Source organism: Aeromonas sp. FDAARGOS 1405 (genome assembly GCF_019048265.1).
Classification (GTDB): domain Bacteria; phylum Pseudomonadota; class Gammaproteobacteria; order Enterobacterales; family Aeromonadaceae; genus Aeromonas; species Aeromonas veronii_A.
The window spans coordinates 1,841,232-1,865,155 of the sequence record NZ_CP077311.1 but is presented as its reverse complement, the minus strand read 5'-3'; the positions used below and the strand labels follow the sequence as shown (position 1 = coordinate 1,865,155).

22 protein-coding genes are annotated in these 23,924 nt (G+C 61.7%); 12 read left to right on the top strand and 10 right to left on the bottom strand.

Annotated elements, in window-relative coordinates; all coding sequences use genetic code 11:
* The first annotated feature begins 1 nt into the window (after position 1).
* The 5 genes from menB (at position 2) to I6L35_RS08780 (ending at position 7,312) form a co-directional block, all read left to right on the top strand.
* Entirely contained in the window at positions 2–850 is an 849-nt protein-coding gene (menB, locus tag I6L35_RS08800; RefSeq protein ID WP_197971580.1) for a 1,4-dihydroxy-2-naphthoyl-CoA synthase, read from the top strand.
* Entirely contained in the window at positions 850–1,779 is a 930-nt protein-coding gene (gene menC, locus I6L35_RS08795) for an o-succinylbenzoate synthase (RefSeq protein ID WP_042053622.1), read from the top strand. The genes menB and menC overlap by 1 nt, the downstream gene beginning before the upstream one ends.
* Positions 1,772–3,187 (top strand): o-succinylbenzoate--CoA ligase, encoded by a 1,416-nt coding sequence (menE, locus tag I6L35_RS08790; RefSeq protein WP_216980259.1) that lies wholly within the window; start codon positions 1,772–1,774, stop codon positions 3,185–3,187. Before menC ends, menE begins: the two co-directional genes overlap by 8 nt.
* Positions 3,188–3,418: 231 nt before the next feature.
* Entirely contained in the window at positions 3,419–6,178 is a 2,760-nt protein-coding gene (locus I6L35_RS08785; RefSeq protein ID WP_216980051.1) for a collagenase, read from the top strand.
* 186 nt (positions 6,179–6,364) lie between these two features.
* Positions 6,365–7,312: a vancomycin high temperature exclusion protein gene (locus tag I6L35_RS08780; protein ID WP_216980050.1), complete on the top strand. Its 948-nt coding sequence runs from the start codon at positions 6,365–6,367 to the stop codon at positions 7,310–7,312.
* A gap of 84 nt (positions 7,313–7,396) precedes the next feature.
* Here the strand turns inward: I6L35_RS08780 and I6L35_RS08775 are convergent, their stop codons facing one another.
* The 3 genes from I6L35_RS08775 to I6L35_RS08765 form a co-directional block, all read right to left on the bottom strand.
* Positions 7,397–8,011, bottom strand: coding sequence for a superoxide dismutase (locus tag I6L35_RS08775; protein WP_216980049.1), 615 nt, complete (start codon positions 8,009–8,011; stop codon positions 7,397–7,399).
* A 17-nt stretch (positions 8,012–8,028) separates the two neighbouring features.
* On the bottom strand, positions 8,029–8,508 hold the full coding sequence (locus I6L35_RS08770; protein ID WP_216980048.1) for a tetratricopeptide repeat protein: 480 nt from the start codon (positions 8,506–8,508) through the stop codon (positions 8,029–8,031).
* Positions 8,509–8,682: 174 nt separating this feature from the next.
* Positions 8,683–9,699: a chemotaxis protein gene (locus tag I6L35_RS08765; protein WP_005335957.1), complete on the bottom strand. Its 1,017-nt coding sequence runs from the start codon at positions 9,697–9,699 to the stop codon at positions 8,683–8,685.
* 201 nt (positions 9,700–9,900) lie between these two features.
* Here I6L35_RS08765 and I6L35_RS08760 point away from each other — a divergent pair, with 201 nt between their 5' ends.
* Positions 9,901–10,620, top strand: a complete 720-nt coding sequence (locus I6L35_RS08760) for an SDR family NAD(P)-dependent oxidoreductase (RefSeq protein ID WP_216980047.1) — start codon at positions 9,901–9,903, stop codon at positions 10,618–10,620.
* Here I6L35_RS08760 and I6L35_RS08755 read toward each other — a convergent pair.
* Together I6L35_RS08755 and I6L35_RS08750 are read right to left on the bottom strand one after the other, a co-directional pair.
* Entirely contained in the window at positions 10,607–12,673 is a 2,067-nt protein-coding gene (locus I6L35_RS08755) for a tRNA(Met) cytidine acetyltransferase TmcA (RefSeq protein WP_216980046.1), read from the bottom strand. The genes I6L35_RS08760 and I6L35_RS08755 overlap by 14 nt on opposite strands.
* Complete coding sequence (locus I6L35_RS08750; protein ID WP_216980045.1) at positions 12,670–12,981, bottom strand: HlyU family transcriptional regulator; 312 nt, start codon at positions 12,979–12,981, stop codon at positions 12,670–12,672. Before I6L35_RS08750 ends, I6L35_RS08755 begins: the two co-directional genes overlap by 4 nt.
* Positions 12,982–13,117: 136 nt before the next feature.
* On the opposite strand from I6L35_RS08750, the gene I6L35_RS08745 reads away from it, so the two are divergent.
* The 4 genes from I6L35_RS08745 to I6L35_RS08730 all read left to right on the top strand — a co-directional run bounded on the left by I6L35_RS08745 (position 13,118) and on the right by I6L35_RS08730 (position 16,807).
* Positions 13,118–13,324 (top strand): bacterioferritin-associated ferredoxin, encoded by a 207-nt coding sequence (locus I6L35_RS08745; RefSeq protein WP_216980044.1) that lies wholly within the window; start codon positions 13,118–13,120, stop codon positions 13,322–13,324.
* Positions 13,325–13,466: 142 nt separating this feature from the next.
* Entirely contained in the window at positions 13,467–13,946 is a 480-nt protein-coding gene (gene bfr / locus I6L35_RS08740; RefSeq protein WP_216980043.1) for a bacterioferritin, read from the top strand.
* Between the two features lie 202 nt (positions 13,947–14,148).
* The gene (locus I6L35_RS08735) at positions 14,149–16,260 is read left to right on the top strand and encodes a DUF885 family protein (RefSeq protein ID WP_216980042.1); all 2,112 of its coding nucleotides are present in this window, start codon (positions 14,149–14,151) and stop codon (positions 16,258–16,260) included.
* 88 nt (positions 16,261–16,348) lie between these two features.
* Positions 16,349–16,807: a methylglyoxal synthase gene (locus tag I6L35_RS08730; protein ID WP_005363178.1), complete on the top strand. Its 459-nt coding sequence runs from the start codon at positions 16,349–16,351 to the stop codon at positions 16,805–16,807.
* Positions 16,808–16,896: 89 nt separating this feature from the next.
* On the opposite strand, the gene I6L35_RS08725 is transcribed toward I6L35_RS08730, so the two are convergent.
* Both I6L35_RS08725 and I6L35_RS08720 read right to left on the bottom strand, forming a co-directional pair.
* Entirely contained in the window at positions 16,897–18,048 is a 1,152-nt protein-coding gene (locus I6L35_RS08725) for an iron-containing alcohol dehydrogenase (RefSeq protein ID WP_162519565.1), read from the bottom strand.
* A 143-nt stretch (positions 18,049–18,191) separates the two neighbouring features.
* Positions 18,192–18,647, bottom strand: a complete 456-nt coding sequence (locus I6L35_RS08720) for a hypothetical protein (RefSeq protein ID WP_216980041.1) — start codon at positions 18,645–18,647, stop codon at positions 18,192–18,194.
* Between the two features lie 475 nt (positions 18,648–19,122).
* On the opposite strand from I6L35_RS08720, the gene I6L35_RS08715 reads away from it, so the two are divergent.
* Positions 19,123–20,595, top strand: coding sequence for a C69 family dipeptidase (locus tag I6L35_RS08715; RefSeq protein WP_216980040.1), 1,473 nt, complete (start codon positions 19,123–19,125; stop codon positions 20,593–20,595).
* Positions 20,596–20,657: 62 nt separating this feature from the next.
* Here I6L35_RS08715 and I6L35_RS08710 read toward each other — a convergent pair whose 3' ends face one another.
* Genes I6L35_RS08710 through I6L35_RS08700 form a run of 3 tightly spaced genes read right to left on the bottom strand, consistent with a single transcriptional unit; the run spans position 20,658 to position 22,259 of the window.
* A complete protein-coding gene (locus tag I6L35_RS08710; protein WP_216980039.1) occupies positions 20,658–21,404 on the bottom strand; it encodes an SDR family oxidoreductase in 747 nt (248 codons plus the stop codon).
* A gap of 56 nt (positions 21,405–21,460) precedes the next feature.
* Complete coding sequence (locus tag I6L35_RS08705; protein ID WP_005363187.1) at positions 21,461–21,706, bottom strand: DUF3624 domain-containing protein; 246 nt, start codon at positions 21,704–21,706, stop codon at positions 21,461–21,463.
* Between the two features lie 31 nt (positions 21,707–21,737).
* On the bottom strand, positions 21,738–22,259 hold the full coding sequence (locus I6L35_RS08700) for a GNAT family N-acetyltransferase (RefSeq protein ID WP_216980038.1): 522 nt from the start codon (positions 22,257–22,259) through the stop codon (positions 21,738–21,740).
* Between the two features lie 186 nt (positions 22,260–22,445).
* On the opposite strand from I6L35_RS08700, the gene I6L35_RS08695 reads away from it, so the two are divergent.
* Positions 22,446–23,885 carry a RimK family protein gene (locus I6L35_RS08695; RefSeq protein ID WP_216980037.1) on the top strand — a complete coding sequence of 480 codons (1,440 nt, stop codon included), beginning with the start codon at positions 22,446–22,448 and terminating at the stop codon, positions 23,883–23,885.
* Positions 23,886–23,924 lie beyond the last annotated feature (39 nt).

The following is a 23,924-nucleotide window of genomic DNA, read 5'->3' as shown; positions in this document are numbered from 1 at the left end:
AATGACGGAAGCGGAACTGTACGCTCCTGTTGAGTGGCAGGATTGCTCCGCCGGTTACGAGGACATCCTCTATCACAAGTCCAACGATGGCATTGCCAAGATCACCATCAACCGTCCCCAGGTGCGCAACGCCTTCCGCCCCCGCACCGTCAAAGAGATGCTGCAGGCGCTGGCCGATGCCCGTTATGACGATCAGATCGGCACCATCATCCTGACCGGTTTTGGCGAGAAAGCCTTCTGCGCCGGCGGCGACCAGAAGATCCGTGGCGACTACGGTGGATACCGGGATGACGAGGGGACTCACCACCTCAACGTGCTCGACTTCCAGCGCGACATCCGCACCTGCCCGAAACCTGTGGTTGCCATGGTAGCGGGCTACGCGGTCGGTGGCGGCCACGTGCTGCACATGATGTGTGACCTGACCATCGCCGCCGACAACGCCCAGTTTGGCCAGACCGGCCCGAAAGTGGGCTCCTTCGATGGCGGTTGGGGTGCTTCCTACATGGCTCGCATTGTCGGCCAGAAGAAGGCCCGCGAAATCTGGTTCCTCTGCCGCATGTACGATGCCCAGCAAGCCCTCGACATGGGTCTGGTCAACACTGTCGTGCCGCTGGCGGAACTGGAGCGCGAAACCGTGCGCTGGTGCCGTGAAATGCTGCAAAACAGCCCGATGGCGCTGCGTTGCCTGAAAGCGGCGCTCAACGCTGACTGTGATGGTCAGGCGGGCTTGCAGGAGCTGGCGGGCAATGCCACCATGCTCTTCTACATGACCGAAGAGGGTCAGGAAGGCCGCAACGCCTTCAACGAAAAGCGTCGCCCCGACTTCTCCAAATACAAGCGGAACCCCTGATGACACTAGCCCTGTATCGCTATCAACTGCCTTTTACCCAGCCACTGACCTTTCACGGCAAGGTGGAGGTGGCGCGAGAGGGGCTGTTGGTGCGCATCAACGACGGCTGGGGGGAAATCGCCCCCCTGCCCGGCTTCTCGAAAGAGAGCCTGCAACAGGCAGAGGCAGAAGCCCTGGCCACGCTGGCGGTCTTGGCCGCCGGCGATACCCCGAACCCCGTGCTGCCGTCGGTGCAATTTGGCCTCGACTGCGCGCGCCGGACATGGCCCGAGCAGCGCAACCCGCTGCCGGAGCCCTATCCCCTCATTCAAGGCTCCCCCCAAGAGCTGCTGCGCAACTGGAAAGAGTGGCTGCACCGCACGCCCGGCAAGGCCAAACTGAAGGTGGCGCGCTACCCGATGCGTGACGAGCTGGCGCTGATCCGCCTGCTGTGCGACCGCATCCCCTCCCTCAAGCTGGTGCTGGATGCCAACCAGGGCTGGACTCGCGAGGAGGCGTGGACCTTCTGCGGCCACCTCGACCCGAATCGCATCGAGTATCTGGAAGACCCCTGCGCCGACTTTGCCGACATCGCCTTTGTCGCCAACCGCACCGGCATGCCGGTGGCGTTGGACGAACTGCTGGCGCAGGGCAAGCCGTGGGAGCCGATCCCGCAACTGCGCGCGCTGGTGCTCAAGCCTACCCTGCTCGGTTCACTCGCCAACTGCGAAGCGCTGATCGCCCGCGCCCGCGAACTGCGGCTCAAGGTGATCATCTCCTCCTGCTTCGAATCGGATCTGGGCCTGAGCCAGCTGTTTCATCTGGCGGGCGAATGGGCGCCCGAACAGGCGCCGGGTCTGGATACCCGCCGCTGGATGGCAGGCAACCTGCTGGGGGAAGATGGCAAACCGGATCTTAGCCGACTGGAGCAACTGTATTACCGTGATTGACCCCTCCCGCTCATCCGAACAGACACCTTGCCCGGTACGCCACCGGGCAATCACAGCCCCGAACCGCATTGCCATCCACACAGCCTCGCCCCTCAATTATCGCCAGCTCGATGCCCGCCTCAACAGCCTGTGCCAACAGCTGGAACAAGTCGACGTGCGCCGTGGCGATCATCTGGCTGCAGTGGTGCGCGGTGCGCTGGAAGATGTGCTGCTGGCGTGGGCCTGCGTGCGCAGCGGCGTGGTGTTCTGCCCGCTCAACCCCGCCTTTCCTCTCGAAAAGCAGCGCGAGCTGGCGGTACAACTCGATGCCGATGCCTTCTGGTCGGCAGGGGAGATCCCGGCAGGCAACTGGCAGCCCTTGCAGCTCGACTTCACGCGCGAACTGCCAGCAAGCGAGGAAACATGGTCGCTGGAATCGACCCAACTCAATAATATGATCCTCACCTCCGGCTCCAGCGGCACGCCGAAAGCGGTGGTGCACCGGCTCTGCAACCACCTTGCCTCGGCGCGCGGCTCTGCCCCCCTCATTCCCCTCGATGAAAAGTCCGGCTGGCTGCTCTCCCTGCCGCTGTTCCATGTGGGCGGCTACGCCATCCTGTTTCGGGTCTTTCTGGCGGGCGCCACGTTGGTGCTAGACGATCGCAGTCAGCCGCTCAAGGCGCGGCTTGAACAGCAGCCCATTACCCATCTCTCGGTGGTGCCGACCCAGCTCTGGCGACTGCTAGCAGAGGGTTTTGACCCCGCCCGTACCCGCCTGCGCGAGCTGCTGCTCGGTGGCGCCGCCATCCCGCAGCCGCTGGTGAGCCGCCTCTGCGCCATGGGGCTCGAACCCAAGGTGAGTTATGGTCTCTCCGAGATGGGCAGTCAGGTCTGCACCGCTATCCCCGGCGATGCAGGCGTAGTTGGCAAACCGCTACCGGGGCGGGAGGTGTGCATCCGGGAGCTGGAGATCTGCGTGCGCGGCGCCACCCTGTTTGCCGGTTACTACCGAGATGGCGAGCTGGAACTGCCGCTCGATGACGAAGGCTGGTTTCATACCCGCGACAAGGGGAGGTTCACTGCGGCAGGGGAACTGCTGGTAGAGGGACGGCTCGATAACCTCTTTATCTCGGGTGGCGAAAACATCCAGCCCGAGACCATAGAGCAGCGACTGGTGGATCACCCCGCTGTCGCCCAGGCACTGGTGGTGCCGGTGCCGAGCGACGAGTGGGGCCAACGCCCCGCCGCCTTTATCGACTGGCACGGTGAGCCGGTTCCCGACTCCGAACTGGCAGCCTGGATCCGCAGCACCCTGCCCGGCTTTATGGTGCCCGACCACTGGCTCCCCTGGCCCGATCTTGGCGGTAATCTCAAACCCTCCCGCCAACTGCTGGGCAAGGTAGCCCGACAACAAACCACTCGGGCATAACAAGCTGAATGAGATCGGACTCACAATTTACCGATCTTCTTTGAAAACAAAAAAAGAAACATGTGAGTCCTCACTGCGGCGCCAACCCACGATAATTCGATCAGACTCAAAAAGTCACCATCTTATTGATTTATCTGATTTTTAATTGGCAATTGATATCCCTTTGGAACTGTTTAAATTGCCTTGCGATTACTCGCAAGACAATACACAAACAACAACAAAGGGATAAAAATGAACCGTTCAGGTACCGGGTGGCTGCTGCTGGCAGGCCCCCTGCTTTTGGCTACATCCTCGGCGCAAGCCAACTACTCCCCCAATGACTGGCGACAGTATCAGCTGACTGGCGAATCGAGCCGGCAACTGGCCGCTCGCATCACCGAGATCACCTACGAGCTCAAGGCACGCAGCAGCAATGCTCCTTACCAGCAGCTCAGGGTCTACCGTCGCTTCGACTGGCAGAGCAGCGATCTCGCGGCCCTCGCCGAGCAGCAATGTGGCGAGCCGCAACTCAAGGTAGATGCGGGCTGGCAGATCCGCTTCGTGCGCTGTGAAGCTCGGATTCCGGCGGGCAAGCTCATTCCCGCCAGCAGTTATGACTTTGGTTATGGCCTCAAGCAGGGTCGCTGGGAGCAGCTGGCGGGCACGCCGACCGCCCAGCGCCAAGATCGTCTGCCGCTGCCGCAAGCCATCATCCTGGGTCAGAGCGAAAGGGAGCTGGATCGCTGCGAACTCAACCCGCAGGGCCGCTGCGCAGAGTCGGAGTGGCACTATCAGCCGCAGGATTGGCAGCAGTTGCAGGTACTTGAAGAGACCCCGAGTGAGCGGGATGGCCGGTTGGAGCAGATCTTCTTCCGCCTGCAGCCGGTGGCAGGCAGTCAGGCTGCCGCTCAGGTCAGCGAGATCCACGTCTGGCGCCGCTATCAGTGGCAGCTGGATCAGCTCACGCCTCAGCAAGAGTGTGATGAGCCACAGGAGCGCAAGGAGGGGAGCAACACCATCCGCTATCGCATCTGCCGTCAGGAGATCCCCGCTGGCAGCGAGGTTCAGGTAACGTTGCAAGATAGCGGCTACCAATACCCGGTCGCTGGCGGCGAGTGGCAGCCCCTGCCAGAGAGCAAAGAGTGGCAGGAGAGTCGGGTGCTCAATCGCCCCATCGTGCTGGCCAGCAAGGAGGAACAGCTGGAGTGCCGCCGCGCCAACGGTCGTCTCTGCTCCGAGCCCGAGCAGCCCGATGTGGATCTGCTCGACAGCGATGCCGCCAAACTGGTGGCCGACGTGAGTGGCCAGAACAGTCCTGCCTGGCAGGCGGATTACGGCCACGATGATGCCAAGCTGATGGCGGTGGTGCGCGGCATGCGTGCCCTGCTGGCGGCCAACCAGCCGACCCATCCGGCAATGGACAAGCTGCTCTACTATGTGCGCGCCCATAACTACCATGGCGGCGTTGGCAAGGAGAGTGATCAGGCCGCCCGGGCACTGGCCGGGGTGATGATTGATCTGCTCAACCACCCCCTGCTGCTGGGTGCCGAACCGCAGGATCAGGCTGGCACAGTGCTGGAAGCCTGGAGCGTAGCGGCGCAGGGACAACTTGGCCAAGCCGCCTTCCGCCAGAGTGCCGCCCCCATGCTGGCCCAGCTCAACCAGGCGCTCGGCTATGCGGTGCAACATGCGGCACAGATCAATGGCCACAAACCCTGGGCCGATGGCCTGTTCGAGCTGCTCAATCTGGTCGATCAGAGCGCCTCTTACGGTCAGCAGGCGGACTTCAGCGCAGCTGTGCTGCAACAGGAGGCGGCATTGCGCCAGAGCCTGCTGCAACTGGGCCTGAGCGAGCTGGCCCTCTGGAAACAGCGCGATGGCTCACGGGATCTGTTTATCTTCAACAACATCCTCGATGCCCATAGCCGTCTCTACCAAATGATGCGCTACCTCCATCACACCAGCCCGGATAAGGCGATCGCCTATCGCCAACAGCTGGATCGCGATGTCATCGCCATCATGCGCCAGCAAGGGCTGATCCCGGGCGGACAGCATCCGGCTGCCATGTTGGAAGAGGTATCCCTGACCCTCTCCAGCTACTACCTCACCTACACGGATCGCACCAGCGAAGCCTGTATCAGCGGCGAGTTCGCCGGGCTCTGCACACCGATCCGCATGGAAGATATTCTGCCGTTCGAGCACACCTGCTCACCCACCCTGCGTCTGCGCGCTCAGGATCTGACCCAGGCTCAGGCCGAAGGGATCTGCCGCGAGCTGGGTGATGAAGAGCAGCGCTTCCACCAGCAGATGGAGACAGGCTGGCAACCGGTGGCCGATGATCACAACGAAGCGCTGGAGCTGGTGATCTTCAACTCCTCCGCCGACTGGGGCCGCTACGGCAGCGCGCTGTTTGGTGTCTCCACCGACAATGGCGGCATCTATATCGAGGGGGATCCGGCTCGCCCCGGCAATCAGGCCCGCTTCTTCGCCTATGAGGCGGAGTGGAAACGCCCTGCCTTCCAGGTGTGGAACCTGCGCCACGAGTACGTTCACTATCTGGATGGCCGCTTCAACCAGTACGGCAGCTTCGGCCACTATCCGCTCAACCGCACCACCTGGTGGGCCGAGGGGATTGCAGAGTACATCGCCCACGGCCAGTGCTTTGCCCGGGGTCTGGATAACGTGGCAAACCGCCCCGCCAACCAGCGTCCGACACTGGCGGCTATCCTCCACCTTGACTACGACCAGGGTGGCGAGATGGTCTACTCCTGGTCCTATACCGTGCACCGTTTCCTCAACGATACCGGTCGCGGCGCCAGCTGGCTGGCGCTGGCACAGGCGCTGCGCAATCCGGATCGGCAGCAGGCGATGAGCGACTTCGAAGGGGAGCTGGACCGGCTGATCGCCAACGACAGCGATGCCTATCAGGCGTGGCTCGCCCGGGATCTGCTGCCCTGGTGGCAAGCAAACAAGGAGTCAGACGCCTGCAAGGGTAACGACTCCGCCCACTGATAGACATCCAACACAAAGAGGGGCTGCCACCGCAGCCCCTCGCTTTATCCCCCCGCACTCCCGCCTCTGCTGCGACAACCTCTGCCCGAATGAGGTGCCCGCCCGTTATCAAGTCTGACACCAGCGGCCGAGTTGTAATAGAATGCCGATAGCCACTCCCAACTTCAGACCCTGACCGCACCGCGCATGAAGAAGTTTGCCAAGATCCTCCTCGCCTGCCTCGTTTTGCTGCTGGCCCTGATTGCCATGCTGCTGGGCTACAGCGAGTGGATCGTCTCGGATGCCCGTCACTACACCTACGATCGGGTGGACAAGGTGCCCTACAACCGGGTTGCGGTGGTGCTGGGTACCTCCAAATATCTCTCCGGTGGCGGCCCCAACCACTACTTCAAATACCGCATCAAGGCGGCGGCCGAGCTCTACAACAATGCCAAGGTGGACTTCATCATCGTCTCCGGTGACAACGCCACCGTGCAGTACAACGAGCCACGCCAGATGCGCCGCGCCCTGATCAAGGCGGGCATCCCCGCCTCCGCCATCTATATGGATTTCGCCGGATTCCGCACCCTCGACTCTGTGGTTCGCGCCAAGGAGGTGTTCGGCCAGGAGCGCTTTACCGTGGTCTCCCAGGGCTTTCATAACGAGCGGGCCATTTTCATCGCCCGCCATTTCGGTATCGATGCGGTCGGCTTCAATGCCGAGGATCCCAGCGCCTATCAGGGGATCCGCACCCGGGTGCGGGAAGTCTTTGCCCGCCTGATGGGGTTGCTCGACCTCTATGTACTGGACAAGGGGCCCAAGTTCCTCGGGGCACCGGTCCCCATCGGTCTGCCTGTGCCTTGCCAGTCACTGAGCACCATCGGCAGCCTGCAACCCTGCCTCAAACAGCCCAAACCGGCGGTGGATGAGGCCAAGCCAGCGGCAGTCTCTGCCGCGGTTGCCACCGAGTCGGCTACTCCATCTGCCTCGGCCGCGACTGAACAAGTCACTCCTGCTGTATCCGCAGCGGCAACGACTGAGCTGGTCACTCCCGCCCAACCCGCGATGGAAACCGCCGCAGAGGCGTCCAGCACGGCCTTGCCCACATTGCCGATGACCCCTTCAGCCGCCAGCGTCAGCACTGCCACACCATAAACAGACGACCCGCCAACTGGCGGGTCTTGTTATTACAGCGCGGGTTGTAGCGGTGAGCCTGCACACCCATTCCCAGCGACCAGGTCAGCCTCGCGCCGCCTGATAGCGGCGGGCCACTTCGGCCCAATCCACCACCTGATAGAAGGCTGCGATATAGTCAGGACGCTTGTTCTGGTACTTGAGATAGTAGGCGTGCTCCCACACATCCAGCCCCAGGATCGGGGTATGGCCATGCATCAGGGGACTGTCCTGATTGGCACTGCTCTCCACCTGCAATCTGCCTGCCTTGTCCACCACAAGCCAGGCCCAGCCACTACCAAAGCGGCTCAGAGCCGCCTGAGTGAAAGCCTGCTTGAAGGCATCGAATCCCCCCAATTCCCGCTCGATGGCCAGAGCCAGCTCACCGCCCGGCTCACCGCCCCCCTGCGGGCTCATCACCAGCCAGAACAGGGAGTGGTTGGCATGGCCGCCGCCATGGTTGCGGACCGCTCCCTGCAGGGCGGTTGGCAGGGTGTCGAAGCGGCTCAGCAGCTCCTCTACCGGCAGTGCGGCCAGATCGGGCGCCGTTTCCAGTGCGGCGTTGAGGTTATTGATATAAGTCTGGTGATGACGGCTATGGTGGATCTCCATGGTCAGTGCATCGATATGGGGTTCCAGTGCGTCGTAGGCATAGTTCAGGGCAGGCAGGGTATGGCTCATGATGACCTCTGTTCGGATTAATGGAGCCGGGATGAGGGCTCGCTCTGACACAGGCAGTGACCGAGCGAACGCATGATCCCGGCGTGGCTGCCGTGGCGCTGTACGAACGTCAGCAACTCGGCACGGGTTGTGCGGGTATGGCGCAAAGCCGCCTCTCGCAGGCGAGAGGAGCAAGCGGGGGAGTGACAGGTCGCCAGCAGGCAGTCGTGCACATAGCAGAGCAGGTCGGCGGCGCAACCGGGCAGAGTCATGGCCACCAGCAGATCCGCCAGATTGTGGTGAGCCACAACCAGCGCAGCCACCGCCTCATCGGCGTCATGCCACTGCACCAATTGCTGACGAGCCAGCCAGAGCGCCTGCTGATAATGAGCCAGCGCCTGATGATACTCGCCGCAGTCAAACAGCCGGTTGCCCTCTCGGGTCTGCTGTTTCCAGTGACTCATGCTGCTGCCACCTTCGGTCGACTCGACCCACCCCTTCACCCAGGTTGCTGTCATATGCTTCACACCAATAAATGATAATAATTATCATTACATGAATTGTATCCGGGAGACAAGGGGCGTCGGGATCGCAGCAAATAGCCAAAACAGCGCGGCCACCCCTTGGCAAGGAGTGGCCGCTTGAGGCACCGGTCAGTGGATTCGACCGGCCAATTGGAAGTTAATGGCAGGTCAGATGTTGTTGGCGGGCGAAGGCGGGGCAATTCCCAGCAGCATGTGATCCATCATCCCCACCATGCGCCCTATCTCGGGCTTGGTGATGGTATCGTTGGCCCCCAATTGCAGCGCTTTCTGACGGTTGTCATCGCTCATCAGGGAGGAGAACATCACGATGGGCATCTCCTTGTAGGAGGGGGTATCCCGCAGTCGCTTGAGCAGGTGCATGCCATCCATGCGCGGCATCTCCACATCGGTGATCACCGCGTTGACAAAGCCGGTCACCGGCATTCTCTCCTCCTGTGCCAGACGATCGAAATCCGTCATCATCTCCAACCCCTCGCCCCCATCCTTGGCCGTAATCACGTTGTAACCAGCGGTACGCAGGGTGGTCTCGATCATCTTGCGGATAAAGGCCGAGTCGTCCACCACCAGAATGGTCTTGCCCTGGCGTAGCGCCATCATGCGATCGTCGATGAGCACCTTGCGATCCTGGGTGACGTCGTACTTCTCCATGCTGAGCTCGGGGTTGATATCGGCGATGATCTTCTCGAAATCGAGGATCATGATGAGGTTGCCATCGCGCCTGACCACGGCCACCACGCAGTCGTTCTCCCCCGCTTCCAGAAACTGGCTGGGGGACTCTACATCCTCCCAGGAGACCCGGTGGATCCTGCTGACACTGTCGATCAGGAAGCCGTTAGCCATCTTGTTGAAGTCGGTGACGATCACCACCTTGTGGCTGGGGTCAGGGTTGGTCTTGATGCCGAGCCAGCCCGCCAGATCCACCAGCGGGATGAGACGATCCCGCAGGGAGAATACCCCCACCATATGGCGCTGGGCGTTGGGGTAATCTGTGGTCTCCGGCACCCGGATCACCTCGCGCACCTTGGCGACGTTTATCCCGTAATAAGCGGTTTTTTCACGGCCGTCCGGCAGCTGCTTCTTGAGGTGAAACTCGATGATCTCGAGCTCGTTGGTGCCACTTTCGGTCAGGATAGATTTACGCTCTTCCCCATCTTTGGACATCATGGTGACTCTCATTCTGGTTGCGCGGGCAGCAGACCGCTGCGGTTTTCCCTCAGTATAGGAATGGAATTCACCCAACGGCTCGGATCTCGGCAAGAATGCAGCCTTAACCGTTTGATCCCGCAGGCTGGTACGATCGTATCTGCCACTCAGGACAACATTGGCAGATGGTGAAATCCATCATGCACTCACAAGGAGCCGGAGATGAGTGAAGGCATAGTCGTGATTGGCGCTTCTGGCGGTATCGGGGCGGCTCTGGTGGCACACTGGTTGGCGGCGGGTGTCGGGCCAGTGATTGCCATCAGTCGTCAGCCCGCACCTGCGGGCCTCTCGTCGCCGGCTCTGCACTGGCTATGTTGCGATTACAGCGATGAGCAGATGGCAGTTACAGTAGCCCGCATCGCGGAGTGGGCACCGAGACCGCACAGAGTGGTGATCTGCAACGGCATCCTGCATCAGGGGAAGATCCAGCCAGAGAAGCGGCTCGAAGCAATCAATCTCGATGCCATGGCCCACCTCTACCAGAGCAACGCCTTGCTGCCGCTGTGCTGGATCAGCCAGTTGTTACCGCTGTTTGGCCGCGAACCTTGCACTATGGCCGTTCTCAGCGCTCGGGTCGGCAGCATTGGCGACAACCGAGCGGGCGGCTGGTATGGCTATCGCGCATCCAAGGCCGCCCTCAACATGCTGCTCAAGTGTGCCGCCATCGAGCTGGCCCGGCGGGCCCCCGGCGTCAAATTGCTGGCTTTCCACCCCGGCACTGTGGATACCCAACTCTCCCGCCCGTTTCACGCCAATGTACCGCCAGGAAATGTGCAGAGTCCCGAGCTGGTAGCCGACCATCTGATTAACCTGATGAACCGGCTGCAACCGGATGGCGAGCTGAGCTTTCTCGACTGGCAGGGCAAACCTATCGAGTGGTAGAGGAACTCAAAAGACGCGCCAGCAGCGCCCGCAAACTCTTGATCACGGCGGGCTTGCCCGCCAGTTGCAACCTCGCAGCCAGTCTTCCCCAGTCGGCATATTGCCAGATGGCTGCGATCAGCAGATAACGCTCTTCAGGAGTCAGTGAACTCAGCACAGCCAGATTGCGCGCCAACCACAACTGCAGGCTGGATTGGCTCAGTTCAAACGGCTTGTGATGCAGGGCAAAGCACTCAACCTCATCGCGCTCGAACTCGTCAAGCTCCGCTGCGGTGACGGTGCTGCCTTGCAGACATTGCCATACCAGCTCGGGCTCCAATCCTTTCAGCTCACCCGCCAGCAGGGTCGGCAACTGGCGAATGAAACGCTGCTGCCACTGATTCAACTCGGGCTCATGCTCGGGTTTCAGCGCTTTGAGCAGCAGGGCTGCATGGCAGCCGCTGGCGGCATCCCGTTGCAGGCCGATGCGCAGCACCTCCAGCCCAGCCTTGCGCCAGAAAGGGAGCAGGTCGGCGCTGGCCGAAAAAGCCGAGCCAAGGTAATCGATCCCCACCTGACGATAATGCTCTTCAAGCCTGCCAAGCAGTAGCGATCCCAACCCGTGTCGGTGTAGCTCGGGATGGATGGCGATACGCATCACCCGGGCGTAGCTGCGCCCCCCCGCCGTTTTGAAACCGGCGTGGGCCAGCAGCGACTGGGGCAGCAGATGGCCGCGCGGACGGCGACGCCCGGCCCAGATCGCCTCGGCAAGTTCAGGATCTATCCCCCCTTCCCGCGCCACCAGCGCCACTCCCAGCAGGCTCGCATCCTGCTCCAGCAGATGGATGTCGAGATCCGGGCTCTCCAGCAGGGACCTGAGATCGCTCGGCGTGGTCTGGTAGTGAGCCAGCACCAGCAGGCCAAACAGCTGGTTGAGCAACGCCTCGTCGCTCGCCAGCGCCTCCTGGTTGACCAGACGCCAGCTCGGGCTGGTCGGCGGCAAGGGCGTTGCCACTTCGGCATCAAGCCCCAGCAGGCGGAAGATCAGCGGCTCCAGCGGATCGTGCTCACTCCAGCGAATGGACTCAGAGAGGTGGATCTCCTGCCACTCCGGGGTCTGGCTATCGAGCACCCGTTTGAAGCGCAGGTGAAAACCGCGCCCCGTCCCTTCGTAACCGTGCTCGGTGGTGGCAAACACAATGCGGCTATGGCGGGCCAGCATGGCTTCAAGCAGCGGGGTCGGAATGGCGGCAGCTTCATCCACCAGCAGCAGATCGGGATTCATCGCCTCGTGCACCAGCCGATCCGGCGAACAGTAGCTCAGCCCGCTCAGCTGTTCAGGCGTGGTATCGAGCCCGCGAGTAGCGTGGGCAAACAGGGTCGCCACTGTTGCCTGCGATGGGGCCGTCACCACTATGTTCAGCGCGGGCTGCTGGCGCAGCAGCTCGGCGGCAGCCAGCCCCAGCAGCGCACTCTTGCCACGACCGCGGTCGGCGCTCAGCACCAGCGGCCGACGACGATGACCGTGCAACACCTTGTGGATGGCAGGCAGTGCCCGTGCCTGATCGCAGCTCAGCCTGCGCTCCGGCCCAAGCTGTTGCCACGGCTGCGAGCAAATCGGCGGCTCCAGCGAGAGGGCAGGATCACCTTCCAGCAGCCGCACCAGCCGGGCGATAAAGCCGTGACCCGCCAGCACAATGTCTTCCGGTTGGGCCACCAGCCGGATCCGATCAGGATCCGGCCATGCAGGCCACTCTACTCTGGACGGGGTCAGCAACAGCAGCAAGCCACCGGCGCGCAGGGTGCCAGCCAGCGCCCCGAAGGCGTCGGGATGAAAACCGCTGAAGGCGTTGAACACCAGCGTGTCGCACTCCTGACCGAGCCGCTGCAAGGCCTTGGCCGCCGGTTGCGGGTTGTGCTCGCTCGGGCCGTCCCCCAGCCAGTAGCTGACGCCGCTCAGCAGCACCTCGGCTCGGGCGATGCACTCGACCTCCTCCCCCTCCAGCCAGATCAGGCGTCGCTCACCGGCGCGGGCCAACGCCTCGCGCAGCAGGGTGCTCTCTTGCAGTGTCATGAAGCTTGGCTGTCAGCCGGTTTGCGGGGCTCGAACATGCGATCTCCCATCTGATCGATAAAGGTGTGGGCCTTCTGCACCATGAAGCGCTCGGCATCGGCCGGATTGGCAAACAGATCGGAGCGGATGAAACGGTGGGTTTGCAGCACCCCATCCAGTTCTTTGGTGATGCGGCCAGCCAACCGGTACTGGCCCCCTTCGGCCATGGGTTCCGGATAGATGAGATAGCCGGCATATTCGGTGGGAGTGACTTCGGCGACCACAGCGGGCTGGCCGCCAAACAGGGCAGTGAACAGTTTCTTGAGCATGATGTTTTCCTCAGTGACAGGGCATTGTCACCAAGGGGTTGATGGCTGGCAAGCGGGGGATCTTATTACCAATAGTTATTTGCACTACGAACCATTCTCATTTAGATTTCATGTCATTCCACAAGAGGTAATCATCATGTACGTCTGTTTGTGCCGCGGCATCACAGATACCCAGATCCGCAAGGCGGTGCAGTCAGGTAAAAGCGAATTCCGCCAGCTCAAGCAGTCGCTCGAGGTGGGCGCCCAGTGTGGCAAATGCGTGCGCATGACCATGGAGATCATCGCCGCCGAACTGGACAAGGCCGAGCTGGAACAGGCGCCGCTCTACTACGAGGTGGCCTGAGCAGGGCCTGTCGCCGGTAAAACCGGCCCGTCTTTTCAATCCCTTTCCGCAGGCGAGCTAGCTCGCTGGACCTCTTGTTGTCACTTTTCTGGACTAAGCTCTAAGGATCTCAGCCTCAGGCACGAACCAAGGAGCACTGTCGATGAAAGGAGATCCCAAGATCATTGCCCACCTCAACAAGGTACTGGCCAATGAGCTGATAGCCATCAACCAATACTTCCTGCACGCCCGCATCTACGATGACTGGGGCCTCAAGGCGCTCGGGCATAAGGAGTATCACGAGTCTATCGATGAGATGAAACACGCCGACGAGCTGGTGAAGCGGGTGCTGTTTCTGGAAGGGATGCCCAATTTGCAGGATCTGGGCAAGCTGCGCATCGGCGAGACCGTCGAAGAGATGCTGCGCTGCGACCTGTCGCTGGAGATGGATGCCATCCCCGACCTCAAGGTAGCCATCGCCTACGCCGAGTCGGTGCAGGACTACATCAGCCGCGACCTGTTCCAGGAGATCCTGGAGGATGAGGAGGAGCACGTGGACTGGCTGGAGACCCAGCTAGACCTTATCGATCGCATCGGGCTGGAGAACTACCAGCAGTCGCAACTGCACCACAGTTCATCCTGAATAGTTATGGCATGAAAAAACGGTTAAAAAACCCGCTCAGGCGGGTTTTTTAATGTCTGGCTGCATAGCTTTTCACACCACTTATCAGCATGAAAAATAAGCGTATTTTTGCTATTCAGATCGCAAAAACAGACGCTTGGGAGTTGCACTATTGGGGCCCCTCACAGGGACATACAATAACAACATGTGAAAGGACTACATCATGCACTTCCTACCCAACAAGCTCGCGCTAGCCTGCGCCATTGCCCTGTCTCTTGCCGCCTGCAATGACAACAGCTCGAACGCACCTGCAGATCCCGCAGCCACCAAAGCATCCCTGATGCAAACCATGGATGAGGCCCTGCGCGAGAGCCAATCGCTCGACCCCTACGGTTTTGCCATCGATGCCACCAGCATCGCCAAGCGCAAAGCACTCGACAGCTCACTGCTCCAACGACTGAATGCTCTGGATCCCACGGTGCTAAGTGAGCGGGATCGGCTGTTCTACGACATGATCCGCTGGGACTTGCAGATCAATCTTGAAGGATACGATTTACCCCAATCCCAGATCCCGATCCATCACTTCCGCAACCGCGTGGTGGATCTGGCAGATGACGTCGGAGCAGCCCCTGCCAGCGGCAAAGCGGCTCGCACCGTCAGCGGTGACTTCGACTATTTCGAGCACAGCTCGGCCGACAGGGTCACGCCGGGTGATGGCGCATGGCGACGGGATCTCGACCGCACAGACACAGCTCCGGCACTTGCAATGGCAACTCGAGCAAAGACAACAATGACCCCGCTGGCCTGGTATCAGGAACACCTCACCTGGCTCAAGGCCTATGATGTCTATCTTGCCGAGGTGAAACACCAATTCGAGCTGGCCAGTGTTCAGGGCAACACCTTGCCTGATGAGCTGGTAGACCGGCTGCTGGCCCAGCTCAACAGCAAGCTGGATGGGGAGGCGATCGCCGGCTCCTACCTCGGCTGGCAGCAGTTGCCGGGGGATGCCGATGCCACACTGCGAGCAGACTACAAAGCCGTGTTGGACAGCATCAACACCCGCTATCTGGCGCTGCGCGACTATCTGGATTACCAGCATGGCGGCGCCTATGCAGTGCGCTTGGGTAGTGGCGAGTGTGATGATGGCTTCTGCGGCATGACCAACGGGCGAGACTGGTATCGCTGGCTGCTGAAGAAGCACACCACCACCAATATGACACCCGAGCAGGTACATGAGCTGGGATTGAGCGAGGTAGAACGGATCTTCGCTGCCATGGTCAAGGTATGCCATTCCGTCGGCAAGTGTGACAGCGACGACGCGAGCCAGAGCAAGCAGAGCGGCCAGATCTACGCCTTCTTCCGCTATCTGAACGAGCCGGCCTTCTTCTATCAGAACCCGCTAGAGGTCTGGTCCGCCGGCCTCAACCCGGACAATGCAGCCGGGGCGACGTTGAGCGGGCCACAGCAGCAGGCGCTGGCCGAACACGAGCGGGCACTGCAGGAGTACAACGTCTTCAAGAGCAAAGCAGCACTGGTGCTGCCAGACTTCTTCGATGCCGAACGAACCATTCCCAAACTGGATTACGAGGTGGTGCCCGTCTCCTATGAAGATGCGCCATACGGCGGGGTAGCCTGGTATCAGGACGGCAACCCGCAGACCGGCCGCAAGGGGCAGTTCTTCCTCAACACATACTACCCCTATGGTCTGCAGAGCTGGAACATCAGCACCCTGCTGGCCCACGAGGCGGCGCCGGGTCACCACTTCCAGATCACCATCGCCCAGGAGCTAGCCGCCAAGGATCCCGACTTCCCGCAGTACGTGGCTAACGCCTCCTACACCGCCTATGCGGAGGGCTGGGCGCTCTACACCGAATACCTGGCGGATCATGACATGGGGCTCTATCAGGGGCGGGGCCTCTATGATCCGGCGGTGGGGGACGTGAAGGTCGAGGGATCGTCCGCCTTCAACAACCAGTTGCAATACTTCGGTCGCCTCAACGAGGAGATGCTCAGGGCGATGAGACTGGTAGTGGATACCGGTATCCACTGGTATGGCTGGAGCCACGATCAGGCTGTCAACTACATGAAGGAGAACTCGGCGCTGGGGGCGGGGGACATCAGCTCCGAGGTGCCGCGCTACATGGCCTACACCGGTCAGGCGACCTCCTACAAGGCGGGCCAGCTGGCGCTGATCCGGATGCGGGAGTCGGCCGAGCAGGCACTGGGCGGAGGCTTTGACCTCAAGGCGTTCCACCACCATGTGCTGGAATACGGCATGTTGCCCATCTCGGTGCTGGAGCAGAAGAACAAGCAGTGGATTGAACAGTCGAAGTGATCACAGTTACGGCGCCCGGCAAGGCAACGGGCGCCGCTTTCGATTAGGATACGGCTCTCTTCCAATAACAATGCTACGGACGATTTCCATGGAACAGATTGCACGCGAGATGGCGCCCCACAAACGGGTGGCACTGGTGGCTCACGACAACATGAAGACCCCTCTGCTGAACTGGGTGATGCGCCGCAAGGAGGAGCTCAAGCTCCACCATCTTTACGCCACCGGCACCACCGGCACCATGCTCGGCAAGAAGGCGCAACTGCCCATCACCTGCCTCTTCTCCGGCCCCATGGGGGGCGACCAGCAGCTCGGCGCCCTGATCGCCGAAGGGAAGATCGATGTGCTGATCTTCTTCTGGGATCCCCTCAATGCGGTGCCCCACGATCCGGACGTGAAGGCGCTGCTGCGACTTGCTGCGGTGTGGAACATCCCGGTTGCCACCAACGAAGCGACCGCCGACTTCATCATGGACAGCCCCCATATGCGACAGGCGTTCAGCGTGCAGATCCCGGACTACGCCGGCTACCTCAAGGCGCGTACCGAGTGATCGGCTAACCCGTCATGCAAGAGGGCCGCAACAAGCGGCCCTCTTTAATTGGGAAAATGCATCAGCCAGGGAAACAAATCGACGCTGGCTTATAGCGCCCGGGCGAGAATGCGCGCCACCCGATCCGGGTCGATATCCTGCTGCTCACCGAGCGCGGTGCGCCCCACCCGCTTGAGGTTGGAGCAGACCGCCGGAATGCAGCTTTCGCTGAGGCCATAGTCGGCCAGCCGGGTACCCAGTCCCATCTTCTGGAAGAACTGCTCGGTGCGGATGATCGCCTCCTCGATGCGCAGGGCCTTGTCCTCGCGGGTCGAATGCCACACCCGCTCGGCAAACTGGGCCAGCTTGTCCTGCTTCTGGCTCGCCCGCTCACGGAGCAGTGAGGGGAGCACCACCGCCAAGCTCTGGCCGTGATCCAGCCCATAGAGCGCCGTCAGCTGATGGCCGATGGCGTGAGAGGCCCAATCCTGCGGCACCCCGCAACCGATAAGCCCGTTGAGCGCCAGACTGGCGGCCCACATCAGATTGGCCCGTACCTGATAGTTGGTCGGCTCCGCCAGCGCCTTGGGGCCGTTCTCCACCAGCACCTGCAGCAAACCTTCCGCCAGCCGATCCTGTACCTCACCTCCCACCGGAAAGGTGAGGTACTGCTCGGCAATATGGACGAAGGCATCCACCACTCCGTTACCGGTCTGGCGCGGCGGCAGGCTGTAGGTGGTGGTCGGGTCGAGCACCGCAAATTGCGGCTGCACCAGCGGGCTTCTGAAGGAGATCTTCACATCCCCCCGGCTCACCACCGAGGTGGGATTGCTCTCGGAGCCGGTGGCTGGCAGGGTCAGCACACAGCCCATCGGCAGCGCCTTGTGCACACTCGCCTGCTTGCCGCAAATATCCCAGGGATCATCCCCCTCGTAGCAGGCGGCCGCCGCAACAAACTTGGTGCCATCCACTACCGATCCGCCGCCGACCGCCAGCAGGAAGTCGATGCGCTCGCGTTTCACCTGCGCCACCGCCTCCATCAACAGCTCGAATCTGGGGTTGGCGCCGATGCCGGAGAACTCCTGCCACGTCACCCCCTCCAGCGCCCGGGTCAGTTGCTCATAGACGCCGTTTTGCTTGATGCTGCCACCGCCGTAGAGCACCAGCAGCCGGCTGCCGGGCGGGATCAGTTCGGGCAGGCTGGCGATCTGCCCCTCGCCGAAACAGATACGGGTCGGATTGGCATATTGGAAGTTGTACACGGCGGACTCCTCGACTGGCTCAATGCGCGGACATTGTGCGCCTGTGGGGAGGTGAGGTCAAAAGAGGTGGCAGAAGCTTGCCCATCGGCGGTCGACACTGGCCCATCGGTGCCGACCGGGTAGATCTCAGAACCGCGGCAGGATCAGGCAGTTTTGGCCTCATCTGTGGATGAGCTCTTCTTGTCGGTCAGGCGATCCATCGCCTCCTTGAGCATCGCCTCTCGCTGTTCGTTGAGCGGCTTGCTCTGCTCCACCCGCTCTTCCGGCGTCAGCTTCTTGTTATCGGCGATGGTCTTGAGCTTCTCTTCGATCTCGTTGAACTTCTTGCGATCGAAACCAAGCGCCTTGTCCACCAGCTGCTGCACCACGCCCCCCTTGTCGGAGCTCATATCCAGCGCCGGTGGCAACTTGTTGTTCTTGGCCAGATGTTCGTAGGTCAGCACCTGCTGGGCCTGACCGGTCATGCGCTGGGTGGAGAGGCTGACCATCTCCTCCCAGCCACCGCCCTGACCGCCGCTACTGGCACTGTTGAGGGTAGCGAGGGCACGGTTGTTGGATGCGCTCTGGGCAAGCTGCTGGCTGTAGGGTTTGATATCCATGGGGGGCTCCAATTCAGTGCGCATCTGCGGCAATGGGCACAGGCTGATCCGGTCACATGGGGCGTCAGGCCCCACCATTATCAATTAAACCAGCAAGTTACAGGCCAACTTGTCAGATGGTGCAAGATCCCGCGCTATGGCGGATCTCGCCACGTCCCCCACGCAAGGCTGGCGTCAGAATCATGACTCATCTGCTGCCGGTTCTCGCTGTTTTGGCACATTTCGCCGTCCGCGCACCACGACGCCAGAGAAAAGTCAGGAACCGCAGCTCGATCACAAAATAAACAACCACTCGGGAATACAATTTTGGCGCACATCACAACCAGCCAGCCGTGTCATGGATGATCTGTTCGAAAAACCAATAACAGGCAGACCAATCTGTCGTGCTCACTCCGCTGCCAGTTCGGAGTTGCAGCCTCCCCACACCTCATCCCCTCGTCTGAATCTCACTCACCTCAACCTTTCGGGCATAACTATGAAAAAACACACCTTGAGTCTTCTCTCCGCCACCCTGCTCACCCTGCTTGGCACCAGTGCCGACGCCTGTACCGGTCTTATCGTCGGCAAGGGGGCCAGTGCCGATGGCAGCGTGATGATCGCCAGAAACGAGGATTTTGGCGTCAACAACTGGAACAAGTACCTCGCCTTCCGGCCCGCGCAGCAGAACGAGGGCAAACTCTGGAAACTGGGCAACGGGCTGGAAGTGCCGATGCCCAAGGCGTTCTTAGCCTACTCCGCCATCCACGACTGGGATGCCACCACCAGCGACCCGGCAGGCAAATATTATGAAGAGCGCGGCATCAACGAGTTCAACGTCACCATCTCGGCCACCACCAGTGCCGAGGTCAACGACAAGGCCCGGAAAGCCGATCCGCTGATTGAGAAGGGAGTGATTGAAGCCATCATCCCCACCCTGATCCTGCCGCAAGCCAGGACGGCCAAAGAGGGGGTCGAGCTGCTCGGCCGCTATGTGGAGCAATATGGTGCCGGTGAGGGCAACAGCCTCTATCTGGCGGATGTGAACGAAGCCTGGCTGATGGAGATTGGCTCCGGCCACCACTGGATCGCGGTGCGGGTGCCGGACGACAGCTACGCCATGGTGGCCAACGGCCTGCGCATCCACGGCGTCAATCTCGACAGCGCCGATGTGCTGCACTCGCCCAAGCTGCTGGAGTTCGTGCGCGAGCACAAACTGCTGGATAACGCCGACCCGAAAGATTTCAACTTCGCCAAGGCATTCGGAGTGATTGCCGACCCCTACAACGTGGATCGGGAGTGGCTCGGCCAGAACATGCTGACGGCCTCCCACAAACAGGCGACCCGGCAGGCGCAATATCCACTGTTTATGAAGCCGGATGCCCCCATCGCCTTGCCGGACGTAGCCAGGGTGCTGAGCGCCACCTATGACGGTACGCCGCTCGCGGGCAAGGCGGAGCGGCCGATCCGCGTCGATCGCCAGCTGGAATCCCACGTCATCCAGCTGCGCAAGGAGATGCCCAAAGAGCTGCAGGGGCTCATCTGGCAGAGTTACGGCGTGCTGGCCGAATCTGTGATGGTGCCGCTCTACAACACCCTGGAAAACTATCCCCTGCCCTATCGCACCGGCAGCGACAGCTACTCCGACGATTCCGCCTACTGGCAGCTCCGCAGCCTGACCGCGCTGGCCAGCGCCGATCCGGACAAATACCTGCCGCTGCTGCGCGGCGTCTGGAGCAAAGAGAGCACCAAGCTCTACAAGGAGGTGGCCCTGCTCGACAAGAGCCTGAAGCAGACCTACGCCAGCGACAAGGCTACCGCCATCGGGCTGGCCGCCGACTACTCCTACGGCCAGTTGGAGCAGACCTATCAGATGGCCAAAACGTTGCGCTACAAGCTGATGACGGATCTCACCAAGCGCACCGAGAAAAAGTATTCGCCGGAGGAGTTCAAGAAGATCATGAGCCTGTGACCGGCTCGCCAACGCAAAGAGGCTCCCACGGGAGCCTCTTTTGCTTTCATCACCTGCCGCAATCAGCGGCGGCTGATATTGAGCGGGCCGAAGGTCTGGGCCACCGGCATAATCTCGATGCTGTTGATGTTGACGTGGGCCGGTTGCTGGCTCACCCAGAGCACGGTATTGGCGATATCTTCCGGCTGGATCGCCTCCACCCCCTGATAGACGGAGGCCGCCTTGGCATCGTCACCGTGGAAGCGCACGTTGGAGAACTCGGTGCCGCCGCACAGGCCCGGCTCCACGTTGGTGACGCGGATGGCGGTGCCCGCCAGATCTGCGCGCAGGTTGAGGCTGAACTGCTTCACGAACGCCTTGGTGGCGCCGTAGACGTTGCCGCCCGGATAGGGGTAGGTGCCGGCGATGGAGCCGATATTGATGACGTGACCGCGATTGCGCGCCACCATGCCCGGCAGCAGCAGGCGGGTGAGCAGGGTCAGACCGCTGATGTTGGTGGCGATCATCTGCTCCCAATCTTCCAGATCCGCCTTGTGGGCCGGCTCCAGCCCCAGCGCCAGACCGGCGTTGTTGACCAGCAGATCCACCTCGCTCCAGGCGGCTGGCAGAGCGGCGATGGCGGCGCGGGTAGCCGCCTTGTCCTGCACATCGAACGCCAGCGGCAGGAACTGCTCGCCCAGCTCGTCAGCCAGCGCAGCCAGCCGCTCGGCACGGCGACCGGTGCCGATCACCTTGTAGCCCGCCTGCACCAGCTGGCGGCTGATGGCTTCACCAAAACCGGACGAGGCGCCCGTTACCATTGCAATCATCTGAACCTCCATATCTACACCGATATTGTTATTTATGTTGTTGAATCCAATCTGATTTATTCATCGCTCAATTCACGTCCGGTCGCCTTGCGCCAGACAAATACCACCAGATGGAGCAGCAACAGGCCCGAGCCACCCAGCGCAAACAGCAGGCCGGTGAGGGCGTTGACCGAGGTGTCGGCGCCGCACCACCACCAGACCAACCAGCCAATCAGGCCGATGACGAAGGTCTGGCCAGCGCAGACCGGACAGCGCCCCAGCTTTGCCCTGATGGCGGTGGCAAGACAGTTGTCGCAGCTCATCCTGCTCCTCGATTCTGCTCGTTCAATATGGTCAGTTGGCCTGTAAAGACGGCTTGCGCGCCTGAGTGCGAGCCACTCTGCGCCGCTCACGCTCCTCGTCGCTCACCAGCGGCAGCACCAGTCGGTGGGCGTGCTGGTCGCGGCCATAGTAGTCCGCCAGCCGCTGCTGGGGACGAAATCCCAATCCCTGATAGAGCGCCAGCGCCTCTTCGTTGGCGTCCCCCACTTCGAGGCGAATCGCCCCCCAGCCAGCGGCCTTGCCCTCGCAGATCACCTGCTCCAGCAGGCGCCGCGCCCAGCCCAGACGACGCACCGTCCAGCGGATGGCCAGCGCCTGAATGACCAACCGATCCCAGCCTCTGTGCTCCAGCAGGCAGAGATAGCCCATCAGCTGATGTTTCTCGTCCAGCAGCAACAGGGTGCGCCCCTTGGCGTGGGCCAGCAGATAGTGCCAGCGGCTGCGGCCAAAGGCGACTTCGGGAGGAAAACAGTAGCGTTCCAGATTCACGATGGCGCCCAGATCATCGGTTCGGGCCGCACGTACGGTCAACACGGGGAGTCCTTGTTCGGTTATTTATCCTCAGCACCAAAAATGCGACTTGTATCACAAGTTACCAAGGCGTCATATTAGGCACTGTAACCTCTTGTTTCCCCTCGCGCCATTGTCGTGCTTGTCGGTGCATCGAAGCCCACTGGGGATCCTGCCTGTTCAGGCAGTCTGATCTGTGGAGCCGAAAATATGAGTACCTATGTCATCGTCGAAGAGCTGGGCGACTGGCCTTGCCATGCCGATTATCTGCTGACCGCCCGCACCTATCTGCAACATGGCGTGCCGACCACCGGCGGCCGACCCCGCATCATCAACCTCTGCCGCAATCTGGAGCACCTGAGCGCAGGCTACTACTGCTCGCTGCTGGCCCAGGCACGCGGCCACCACTGTCTGCCGGGTCTGCAAGCCATCAGCCGACTGCAACCCCTGCAGCCACCGGCCAAGCTGTGGCGCAAGGCGCAGGGATGGCTGGCCCAGCAGAGCGAGGACAGGATCCGGGTACGCGCCATCTTCGGCCAGTGTGAACAGAACGAGCTGGCGGGGCTGGCGCGCTATTACTATGGCCTGAGCCAGTTGCCGCTGCAGGAGCTGACCCTCAAGCGCGGCCGCCACGGCTGGTCGGTGCGCCAGCAGCAGAGCCTGTCGCCGCTGGAGCTGAGCCAGAGCGAGAAAGAGTTGATGCTGCACCACGCCCAAGCGCTGGTGGGGACCGGTGATGAGGAGCAGGCGGCGCCGCTCTACCAGCTCGCCATTCTGGTCGACCCAGATGACGGCCGCGCCAGCAGTGACGGGCTGGCGCTGGAGCGTTTTATCCGGGCAGCTGCCACCCAAGGCATCCGGGCCGAGATCCTGCCACCGTCGGCCATAGAGCGGCTGCCGGAGTTCGACACCCTCTGGCTGCGTGCCGAAACCGCAGTCGGCCACTACACCTTCGAATTTGCCCATCGCGCCGAACAGCTCAAGATGCCGGTGATCGACAGCTCCCGCGCCATCCTCGCCTGCAGCAACAAACTCTATCTCTACGAGCTGATGGTGCGCAGCGGCGTGCCCATGCCGCCCACCATGGTGGTGACCCGCCGCGGCCGCCACCATGTGGACGAGCTGGTACAGCGGCTCGGCCTGCCGCTGATGGTGAAGGTGCCCGACGGGGCACAGGGGCGCGATCTCGCCATGGCCAGCGACGAGCTGCTGCTGGCCCGGCTGCTGGACGAGGGGCTGGGCCGCTCCGCCCTGCTCTTGGTGCAGAGCCGGATCCCCGCCGAGTTCGACTGGCGCATCGGCTTTCTCGATGGCTCGCCGCTGTTTGCCTGTCGCCGCTACCGGCCCGAACCCGGCAACCGCATTCGCCGCCGCAAGCACCCTCTCGACATGAGCCGCATCGAGGCGTTACCGCTCAACGAGGTGCCGGAGCGGGTACTGCAGACCGCTCGCCGCGCAGTGCATCAGCTCGGCAATGGCCTCTATGGGCTCGATTTGCGCCAGCAGGGGCGCGACTGCGTGCTGCTGGAGATCGTCGACAACCCCTGGATCCGCGGTGATATCGAAGACAAGGAGGCGCAGGATCTCTACGAGCGACTGGCCCGCGCCTTTCGCCAGCGGCTGGAAAACCGGGGCCAGAGCACCGCATAACCCCGCCATGACTTTGTCGCCCACAATGACAGAGAGGGC

Coding starts and splice junctions, on each gene's coding strand:
- menC (WP_042053622.1), top strand. CDS start 850: ATGACACTAGCCCTGTATCGCTATCAACTGCCTTTTACCCAGCCACTG.
- I6L35_RS08760 (WP_216980047.1), top strand. CDS start 9,901: ATGAGTGAAGGCATAGTCGTGATTGGCGCTTCTGGCGGTATCGGGGCG.
- I6L35_RS08715 (WP_216980040.1), top strand. CDS start 19,123: ATGAAAAAACACACCTTGAGTCTTCTCTCCGCCACCCTGCTCACCCTG.
- I6L35_RS08745 (WP_216980044.1), top strand. CDS start 13,118: ATGTACGTCTGTTTGTGCCGCGGCATCACAGATACCCAGATCCGCAAG.
- I6L35_RS08770 (WP_216980048.1), bottom strand. CDS start 8,508: ATGACAGCAACCTGGGTGAAGGGGTGGGTCGAGTCGACCGAAGGTGGC.
- I6L35_RS08730 (WP_005363178.1), top strand. CDS start 16,349: ATGGAACAGATTGCACGCGAGATGGCGCCCCACAAACGGGTGGCACTG.
- I6L35_RS08780 (WP_216980050.1), top strand. CDS start 6,365: ATGAAGAAGTTTGCCAAGATCCTCCTCGCCTGCCTCGTTTTGCTGCTG.
- I6L35_RS08755 (WP_216980046.1), bottom strand. CDS start 12,673: ATGACACTGCAAGAGAGCACCCTGCTGCGCGAGGCGTTGGCCCGCGCC.
- I6L35_RS08785 (WP_216980051.1), top strand. CDS start 3,419: ATGAACCGTTCAGGTACCGGGTGGCTGCTGCTGGCAGGCCCCCTGCTT.
- bfr (WP_216980043.1), top strand. CDS start 13,467: ATGAAAGGAGATCCCAAGATCATTGCCCACCTCAACAAGGTACTGGCC.
- I6L35_RS08705 (WP_005363187.1), bottom strand. CDS start 21,706: ATGAGCTGCGACAACTGTCTTGCCACCGCCATCAGGGCAAAGCTGGGG.
- menB (WP_197971580.1), top strand. CDS start 2: ATGACGGAAGCGGAACTGTACGCTCCTGTTGAGTGGCAGGATTGCTCC.
- I6L35_RS08750 (WP_216980045.1), bottom strand. CDS start 12,981: ATGCTCAAGAAACTGTTCACTGCCCTGTTTGGCGGCCAGCCCGCTGTG.
- I6L35_RS08710 (WP_216980039.1), bottom strand. CDS start 21,404: ATGATTGCAATGGTAACGGGCGCCTCGTCCGGTTTTGGTGAAGCCATC.
- I6L35_RS08775 (WP_216980049.1), bottom strand. CDS start 8,011: ATGAGCCATACCCTGCCTGCCCTGAACTATGCCTACGACGCACTGGAA.
- I6L35_RS08720 (WP_216980041.1), bottom strand. CDS start 18,647: ATGGATATCAAACCCTACAGCCAGCAGCTTGCCCAGAGCGCATCCAAC.
- I6L35_RS08735 (WP_216980042.1), top strand. CDS start 14,149: ATGCACTTCCTACCCAACAAGCTCGCGCTAGCCTGCGCCATTGCCCTG.
- I6L35_RS08765 (WP_005335957.1), bottom strand. CDS start 9,699: ATGATGTCCAAAGATGGGGAAGAGCGTAAATCTATCCTGACCGAAAGT.
- I6L35_RS08695 (WP_216980037.1), top strand. CDS start 22,446: ATGAGTACCTATGTCATCGTCGAAGAGCTGGGCGACTGGCCTTGCCAT.